This window comes from Carnobacterium sp. FSL W8-0810, assembly GCF_038007125.1.
GTDB classification, from domain to species: domain Bacteria; phylum Bacillota; class Bacilli; order Lactobacillales; family Carnobacteriaceae; genus Carnobacterium_B; species Carnobacterium_B inhibens.
In genome coordinates, this window is sequence record NZ_JBBOWO010000004.1 from 42,217 (window position 1) to 49,921 (window position 7,705).

The 7,705-nt window shown below is 30.8% G+C and carries 9 protein-coding genes; 3 read left to right on the forward strand and 6 right to left on the reverse strand.

The annotated features are described in order from the left end of the window. Positions 1-93: 93 nt before the first annotated feature. From NST49_RS12275 to NST49_RS12285, 3 genes are all read right to left on the reverse strand, one after another. A complete protein-coding gene (locus tag NST49_RS12275) occupies positions 94-258 on the reverse strand; it encodes a hypothetical protein (protein WP_341048961.1) in 165 nt (54 codons plus the stop codon). Between the two features lie 93 nt (positions 259-351). Beyond that, positions 352-579 (reverse strand): hypothetical protein, encoded by a 228-nt coding sequence (locus NST49_RS12280; protein ID WP_341048963.1) that lies wholly within the window; start codon positions 577-579, stop codon positions 352-354. A gap of 4 nt (positions 580-583) precedes the next feature. Further along, positions 584-829, reverse strand: coding sequence for a hypothetical protein (locus tag NST49_RS12285; RefSeq protein WP_341049036.1), 246 nt, complete (start codon positions 827-829; stop codon positions 584-586). A 265-nt stretch (positions 830-1,094) separates the two neighbouring features. On the opposite strand from NST49_RS12285, the gene mobQ reads away from it, so the two are divergent. Then, the gene (mobQ, locus tag NST49_RS12290) at positions 1,095-3,116 is read left to right on the forward strand and encodes a MobQ family relaxase (protein ID WP_341049038.1); all 2,022 of its coding nucleotides are present in this window, start codon (positions 1,095-1,097) and stop codon (positions 3,114-3,116) included. A 112-nt stretch (positions 3,117-3,228) separates the two neighbouring features. Then, positions 3,229-3,615 carry a hypothetical protein gene (locus NST49_RS12295; RefSeq protein ID WP_341049041.1) on the forward strand — a complete coding sequence of 129 codons (387 nt, stop codon included), beginning with the start codon at positions 3,229-3,231 and terminating at the stop codon, positions 3,613-3,615. A gap of 307 nt (positions 3,616-3,922) precedes the next feature. On the opposite strand, the gene NST49_RS12300 is transcribed toward NST49_RS12295, so the two are convergent. Together NST49_RS12300 and NST49_RS12305 are read right to left on the reverse strand one after the other, a co-directional pair. Continuing rightward, complete coding sequence (locus NST49_RS12300) at positions 3,923-4,138, reverse strand: hypothetical protein (RefSeq protein ID WP_341049042.1); 216 nt, start codon at positions 4,136-4,138, stop codon at positions 3,923-3,925. Positions 4,139-4,153: 15 nt separating this feature from the next. Next, on the reverse strand, positions 4,154-4,786 hold the full coding sequence (locus NST49_RS12305) for a hypothetical protein (RefSeq protein ID WP_341049044.1): 633 nt from the start codon (positions 4,784-4,786) through the stop codon (positions 4,154-4,156). Between the two features lie 356 nt (positions 4,787-5,142). Here NST49_RS12305 and NST49_RS12310 point away from each other — a divergent pair, with 356 nt between their 5' ends. Continuing rightward, positions 5,143-6,057 carry a helix-turn-helix transcriptional regulator gene (locus NST49_RS12310; RefSeq protein WP_341049047.1) on the forward strand — a complete coding sequence of 305 codons (915 nt, stop codon included), beginning with the start codon at positions 5,143-5,145 and terminating at the stop codon, positions 6,055-6,057. Between the two features lie 362 nt (positions 6,058-6,419). On the opposite strand, the gene NST49_RS12315 is transcribed toward NST49_RS12310, so the two are convergent. Continuing rightward, positions 6,420-7,598 (reverse strand): IS256-like element ISEf1 family transposase, encoded by a 1,179-nt coding sequence (locus NST49_RS12315; RefSeq protein ID WP_341048951.1) that lies wholly within the window; start codon positions 7,596-7,598, stop codon positions 6,420-6,422. Positions 7,599-7,705: the final 107 nt, after the last annotated feature.

A 7,705-nucleotide genomic window follows, 5' to 3' on the forward strand; every position in this document is an offset into this window, starting at 1 on the left:
AAATTTTAGATGGGTTTTGCGTATTCATTGTGTAGTAGTAAGTTAATTGTCCGACTTACTACTACACAATGAATGTATTTAAACGTATACTAATTAATGAGAATTTAACCATTCATGCCCTTTTTCTTGAGCTTCTTCTTCAGTAAATTCATCCATATTTTGAAACATAGCATCCCATAATTTATCAGCTTGATCTTTATCTAATTTAAGATCTTTGCAAGCCAATAACATATAACCTAAAGCTTGTTTATTAGTCATTATTATTATCCTTTCATGGATTTTTTTAAAATAAATTACATCTACAGTATAACTTTTAACATTAATTCTCTCAATTTTTTAAAGAGTAGTTAACTATTTAAATTTAATACTCTTATTCGCATTAACATAACTTGAAAACATCTTTAATAATTCTTCTGTTTCTGCAACTGATAACTGTTCACATTCAAAATAATTTTCTAGTAAAGCGCCTTTTTGAATGAGTCTTCTCGTTCGTTCTTTTCGTTCTTTTTGAGAATCTAATTGAATAGATCGTTCGACTCGATTTATTTCTTGTTGCAGTTGTTTAAAGTGATTACTCATAGGTTTAACCTACTGTAGGTGATTCAACTGAATTACTAGAGTTTAAAGATTGATCTTCATTCATTAAATCATAGCTATCTTTTAAATTATTTACAAATTCTTTTATTTCATTTTTTGTTAAAGATTCGTAGTTTAAATCAAATTGGCTAATCAATTCTTTTCCTAAAGTATTTTCAATTTTTTCTTTTTCCTCTAATAACTCTTTTTTTAATTTTTCAATTTGTTCTAATTTTTTTGAAATGTTTGTCATGGTGTGTTTCCTCCCTTAATCTTTAAATAACTATACAAACTAGTATGACAGAAAGATAAATAATTGTAAAAGAAAAAGCAAGGTGGTAAAATAGTCCCTGTAAATGGCGCACTTATACTCCATTATTTACTACGTAAATTATGGAGTTGTGCTAACAGAAATAAAACTTGAATTTTTTCACTTATCGCTCCCATAAAAAAATTTCGTGTGATAAAATTCGCTCTCGCTCATGTTAAGTAAATAAAATCAGGAAGGAGATGAGATCATGGCTATTTATCATTTATCAGCAAAAATTATTTCTAGAAGTAAAGGCCAATCGGCCATTTCAAGTGCAGCTTATCGTTCAGGTGAGAAGTTGTATAGCGAGCGGTATAACGAAACAAAATTTTACCGTAGAGATGTACAGCCTGTTACGTTTATATTGAAGCCTACTCACGCTCCTGACTGGTGTTTAAATCGTGAACGATTGTGGAATGAAGTTGAGAATTACGAAAAATCAAAAAATGCGCAACTTTCTAGAGAATTTAATGTCGCGTTGCCAGTTGAGTTATCAATTGTCGAACAAGAAAAATTAACATTAGACTATTGCCAAAAAAACTTTGTTGATCTTGGAATGGTGGCGGATATTTCTATTCATAGAGATGATGAAATGAATCCTCATTTCCATGTGATGTTAACGACTCGTCCATTCGATGAAAATGGCAATTGGAACGTAAAGTCGCGTAAAATTTATATTAATGATGAAGAAGGGAATCCAATCTATACAAAAAGTGGTTATCGTCAAAATAGAAAAGCAAATGTAACAGATTGGGATTCGAAAGAACGGATGCAAAAATGGAGAGAAAATTGGGCGACTATGGCTAACCACTTTCTAAAAGAAAATGGAATTAATCAAACGATTTCCGAAAAATCTTACGCTGATTTAGGTGAAGAAAAGCAGCCTACCATTCATGAAGGATTTGTTGCTAGAGAGATGGAAGCCAAAGGAAAAAATAGCGACCGTATTCAAATCAATAAAGAGATTAAAGAGTCTAATGGAAAAGCAGCTATTGTTTATACGTTAAAAAAAGACGCTGAAGAAGTAAAAGATACTGAGACGATTGTTCGTTCTCTTAGCCCAATAGAAAAGAAAGAAATTACTCGTTTATCAAAAGAACTAAAGACGTATATCTCATTTGATCAGATTGAAGATAAGAAACGAATGCTGAACAATTGGTCGAATTCTGCTAGAGTAAATAATCTCTTTAAAGAAGACACGAAGACATTGAATTTGATTGAATCTCAAATGGAATTAGTAGAAAAAGCAGATCGTCTTATTTTAAAAGAATCTGAACGGTTACTTAAAAACTATTATCCAAATATAGATCAAAAGAACTTATCTGATTATCAGGTGAAAAATTTAGCAGATCGAACAGTAAAAGAGGACCGTGTGATCCAACCAGAAGAAGTAGAAAAGATACTGGAATACTCTAACCAACAAGAACTGTATCATGAGGTATCAAAGGTTGTTAAACGTCCGTATGATTCCTATTCCTTCTATGAAGAAAAAAACAACCTATTGAATCAAATGGTAGTATCCATTGTAGAAAAATACCAAGTGGATTTCAAAGATGTAAAAACAGTAGAAAATCTTCCAGATACTGTTTACACGACATTAAAAAATAGTATCAAAGAGCAAGAAAGAAATAAGATTGCTATGAAAGTGATTCAAAACTATTATGATGACAAAATTACGCGTTATTTCCCTTCTTTAGAACTGGATGATAAAGATATTCCAACTAAAGAACTCTTTTCTAAAGCCATTGATTATTATGGAGATCAATTAACATCTGAAAATTTAATTCGTTTAAAAGAAAGACCGCTTATTAAATTTACAATAGAAGAACAGCAAAGCGCAGTCGCTTACTTTAAAGACTATGGGAATGCAAGAAACCTAAACAATGATGAATCTATAGCTGTTTCTTCTTTAACTATGAGTGAGGAATTAAAGACTATCCTAATAGAGAGACCAGATTTGCACGATTTATTGCTCAATGAGTGTATTGAAACAGGAGTGCTTACTGTAGAGCAAGCTGATGCATTAAAAGAGCAAAAAATGAGTGAACCGTCTTTTACACAGCAAAAGTCTATGCCCTCTAGCCAGTTGTTGAATTACTTATTTAGACCTCAACATTTAGATCAAATTCTGGATTCATTAGATTACGAAGAAAGAGAAAAATTAAGAGCACAAGAAAAAGAAATGACTAAAAAGAAATACAAACATTCCTCTAAAGGACCTAAGCGTTAATCTAAGGGTTAAACAAATAGGATGCAGCGTTTTTGACGATTATACTACCATTTTAATTTTTTGTAGTATAATCGTCAAAAAAACTCCAAGAATATTTATGGATAAGAACCCCTTGTTTCAATGGTATAATGATGCAAATACTATCGTTTGGAAAATAGGTTTATTGCTGATCCAGGAGATTTATCAAGAACTAGAGAGGCGCGGTCATTATCTAGGGACTTCCAAGACTTCTACAGTACTATTGCATTTAGTACTGTATGCGAATCAATTTAAAAATATAACCAAAGAAGAACTAGAAAAGATTGAAGCTAGAAATCTTCAACTACAAATCGAAATGAATGACTTTATTCTCTTAAAGTATGATAATAGAAGGATGTATCTTTTAACAGTAAGAAAATACTTATCTGCTTTTTTAAGTTATGTTGTAAATCACACTAACTGGAAAAGTGAAAAAGAACCTGTTTTTAAAGAGGTCTCAACCCTTGTCTGTCACAAGTAACAGCGAATCAGTTAACGTCATTTAAAGAACAAACGGGAATCCCGAATACCGCTCTTTTAAACTATGCGTTAACTTTAGACTATAGTAAGCCTTCTGATATATTGATTAATAAAGAAAGTGATCGTGTTCAACAAGGGATACAACTGACTAAATCAAGTTCTAAAAGGTTTAAAGAACTATCGGAAGAAAAACTGGTTATCCTAGTAGTATCGTGCTTGAACAGTAACTAATAAATTTAAGCCTACCTAACTAAAAACGGCTTAGTTAAATAGGCTTAAATATTGGTTTTTATAATGTTTTTATTTCCCTAATCATCGACTTCAAATGAATTTAATAGTGCTATTATCCCATCGCTTATTACCCAGACAGCAATTAAAGAAAAAATACACTTTAAAATATAAATCGATAGAAAAAAGCTTTCTGAATATGCTTCTTCACCCATAGAATAAATCATTAAACTTGGTAAAGTTAATATCACAATACTTTTTATAAGTCTCACTATAAATACTACTATTCTTATCATAAACATGCTCCTAATTTACCAATTGTAGTAAGATTCAACATATCTGTATTTGTAGTGGTTTGAAGATTTACTAACGCCAAAATTGATACTAGCTTGTTTACCTACTCCGATACTAACCCCAGTATTAACTGTTGTCGTTCCATTATTATAAAAGTCACCATTAACAATATAAAAAATTTTGTCACTACGCTCTAAATTAACATATACTGTACCACTAAATTGTTTTGTAACGCCATTATAGCCTCTTATCATGTTTACATTCATAATTTTGAGAATCCCGTGAAATGAACCGCTTTCAGAAGTTTGACAATAGAATCGCATAGTGGGCTTATATGATGAGGTTACTGTGAATTGTTGTGATAAGGTACGATATGTTGCTGCTTGAGCACTCATGCGAGATTGAGTAACACTATTGTCAACTACTAATTCCTGTGCCTCAGTTATAGAAATTTCTAAATCACTAGCTATTTCTTCTGTAATTTCTTCAAATGTTAAAATTTCGCTTACTTGTGATGTTGGATCATTTATGTCAATAGATTGCTCAGTACCCAATTCATCTGATACAATTTCCTCTGCATTTGCTACATTGCCTAAAGTTGAAAAAGAAGCTAGCGAAAGCATTACTAAAGCTAAAATTGATTTTTTCATAATATTTATCTCTTTTTTATAAAACAGTTTAGTGAAACGTTTCACAATAACGTGCATAAAATTATTAATATTGTTTATAAATTACGCCTCCTCAATATATAATATTTTAGCCTGTGCACTTTGTTTCTTGACAAAATATAATATATATTATATTTTTAATATAGTACTTTAGTATTATATAATATGTATTATACTTTCCAGATTAAGATTACTGGATTTTAAACATGTGACGTATTTCCAGTAGTTATAAACTCGCCAAGAAGATTTACTACTTGTTCTAAGTACATATTATCACCTCGCTTATTTGTATTATATAATTAAATTAAAACGTTTTCAATGTTTTTTGGGAGGTTTATATGAAAGTTAATGGAACACTAATTCGTGAATTAAGGAAAAGTAAAAAATATACACAAAATGATTTATGTAAAGGAATATGTGAACAGGCAACTATTAGTAATATTGAAAGAAATGGAACTTGTTCCAATATACATATTTTAGCAAAGGTATGTAATCGATTAAATATTAAGGTTGATGAAATAATTATCGAGAATTATGAGTCATATGTTAAAAATGTTTTGCACAGAGTAAACAACTTATGCTCAGTTTCAAAGCACGCAGAAGCAAATATAATTCTAACTGAAGAAATTGAAATAGATAAAGTGAGTAATTTAAACTTACTTCGAGAGATCCATTATTATTTAGGTAATACTCTACTAATCGCAGAAATTAATTTAGATGATTCACTGTATCATTTTCAGCGTGCGATTGAACTTGACCATCATCCTGATATGCTTACTTCTCTTTTAAAGAATAGTATCGGTATTTATTATGAGTTGGTAAAGGACAATAAAAAAGCTTTATTTTATTATAAAGAATCTATTCAAATTGCTCGTTCTATTGAAGGTGATCCCCTTCTTCTTAATAGAGTTTTCTTTAATGCAGCAAAGTTTTATAGCCTAGAAAAAATATATCAGGAAGCAGTTTTCTTATGTGACGAGGCACTTGAAATAAATAAAACGAATCAATCTACAGAAATATTGGAATATATTATTTATGAAAAAGCATATAATTCTTACTTTTTAGACGATTCCTCTTATCTTGAACAATATAATGACGCTTTATCTGTAGCTCGAATAAATAAAAATAAACACGTTATAAAAATAATATACGCGGATTTAAAAGAGATGATTCATTTTTCTACATCTATTAATTTATTAAATTACTTATGCTATTCTTCTCAAAATTATCAAAATCAGGACCATAATGATTAGCCTATATCAGATCAGGAATATAAACTAAATTTAACCCTGAGACTATTGATATGGAAGACGGAATTAAAACGGAGAGAAGTAATCGAAGGAAAAAACTATTATTAGCCTGGATTTCCCAATTTATTATTTATACAACAATTAATGGGAACATTGAAATCGTTACTATTTTTCTAGTGATTCAACAGGAAAGAAATAATTATAAAAAAATCCTAACTTAGTAAAGGAACCTCCACTGTTTAATTTACAATTTTTTTTTCTTAAACAAAGAAGTTTAAGAGATTATCTAATTAATGAGCAGTAGATTAGAAAAGGGAGCGTCAATAATTTTGTGTAAATAAATCGTCCTTCTGCAAAATAATTAGTTACTCAGTAAACATTGAAACTAATGTATCGGTTACTTGTTGGAAACCTTTATGGCTTCTGTTTAGAAATTTTTGATTGTATGTATCAAAAATGCTGACTAGAAAGCGTTCTAGTGATTCTTCATTTTGAAACTGCTCTTTTCTGCGGCTGTACTTTTTAATTTGCTTATTGAAAGACTCGATTAGATTGGTTGAGTAAATGGTTCTACGAATACTGGGTGGAAACTCATAAAAAGTCAATAAATCTTGGTTTTCTATGAGTGACTGCGTCACTTTAGGATAGTTTTTCTTCCATTTCTCAATCATACAGGATAAGAATGTATTCGCTTCTTCCTTTGAGTTAGCTTGATAAACAGCCTTAAAGTCATCACAGATTTCTTTTCGGTCTTTGACACGTACTTTATGAGCAATATTACGAGATACATGGATACAACAATGCTGATATTTTGCTTTAGGATAAATTTGTTGGATGGTATCTTTCATGCCTTTTAAGCCATCCGTAATAAAAAGCAAGACTTCTTGAACTCCTCTGGAGTTAATATCCTGTAGCAGCTCATTCCAAACGTATGTTGATTCAGTCGGAGCAATCGCATAACTCAGTACTTCTTTAGTGCCGTCTTCTCGTATACCAATGGCAATATAAATCGCTTCTTTGGATACGGTTTGGCGTTTTAATGGAATATAAGTAGCGTCCATAAAAATAGCGATATACTTATCATTTAAGGCTCTGGATTTAAAGGCGTTTACTTCTTCAGTCAGAACTTTAGTCATGTTGGACATGGTTTGTGGAGTATAGTGATGCCCATACATTTTTTCGATTAAATCAGCAATTTCAGACATCGTAACACCTTTTTCGAATAAATGGATAATAGTGGTTTCCAATGTATCGTTTGTTCTTTTGTAGGCTGGTAAAGTTTGTTGTTTAAACTCACCATTACGATCTCTAGGTATTTCCAATGTTAATTCACCATATTCGGTTTTGATTGATCGAAAGTAAGAACCGTTTCTCGAATTACCTGAATTAAAACCAGTGCGATCATATTTTTCGTAATCTAAAAAAGCCGTTAATTCAGTCCGTAGGAGTGTGTTTATCGCTTTTTCTAAGTGCGAACGGAATAATTCATTTAAATCGCCTTTAGTGACTAGAGTTTGCACAATTTCTGTAGTAAAATCATTCATAGGGAAGTCCTCTTTTCTGTGAATTGGTTGTCGTTAACTTTATTCTACAGAAGGGACTTCCTTTTTTGTATGGATTTTTTCATTTACACAAAATATTTTACACTCTC

Excerpts from the sequence above, each read along its gene's own strand:
- NST49_RS12300 (WP_341049042.1), bottom strand. The coding sequence starts at position 4,138 with ATGATAAGAATAGTAGTATTTATAGTGAGACTTATAAAAAGTATTGTG.
- NST49_RS12315 (WP_341048951.1), bottom strand. The coding sequence starts at position 7,598 with ATGAATGATTTTACTACAGAAATTGTGCAAACTCTAGTCACTAAAGGC.
- mobQ (WP_341049038.1), top strand. The coding sequence starts at position 1,095 with ATGGCTATTTATCATTTATCAGCAAAAATTATTTCTAGAAGTAAAGGC.
- NST49_RS12310 (WP_341049047.1), top strand. The coding sequence starts at position 5,143 with ATGAAAGTTAATGGAACACTAATTCGTGAATTAAGGAAAAGTAAAAAA.
- NST49_RS12275 (WP_341048961.1), bottom strand. The coding sequence starts at position 258 with ATGACTAATAAACAAGCTTTAGGTTATATGTTATTGGCTTGCAAAGAT.
- NST49_RS12285 (WP_341049036.1), bottom strand. The coding sequence starts at position 829 with ATGACAAACATTTCAAAAAAATTAGAACAAATTGAAAAATTAAAAAAA.
- NST49_RS12280 (WP_341048963.1), bottom strand. The coding sequence starts at position 579 with ATGAGTAATCACTTTAAACAACTGCAACAAGAAATAAATCGAGTCGAA.
- NST49_RS12305 (WP_341049044.1), bottom strand. The coding sequence starts at position 4,786 with ATGAAAAAATCAATTTTAGCTTTAGTAATGCTTTCGCTAGCTTCTTTT.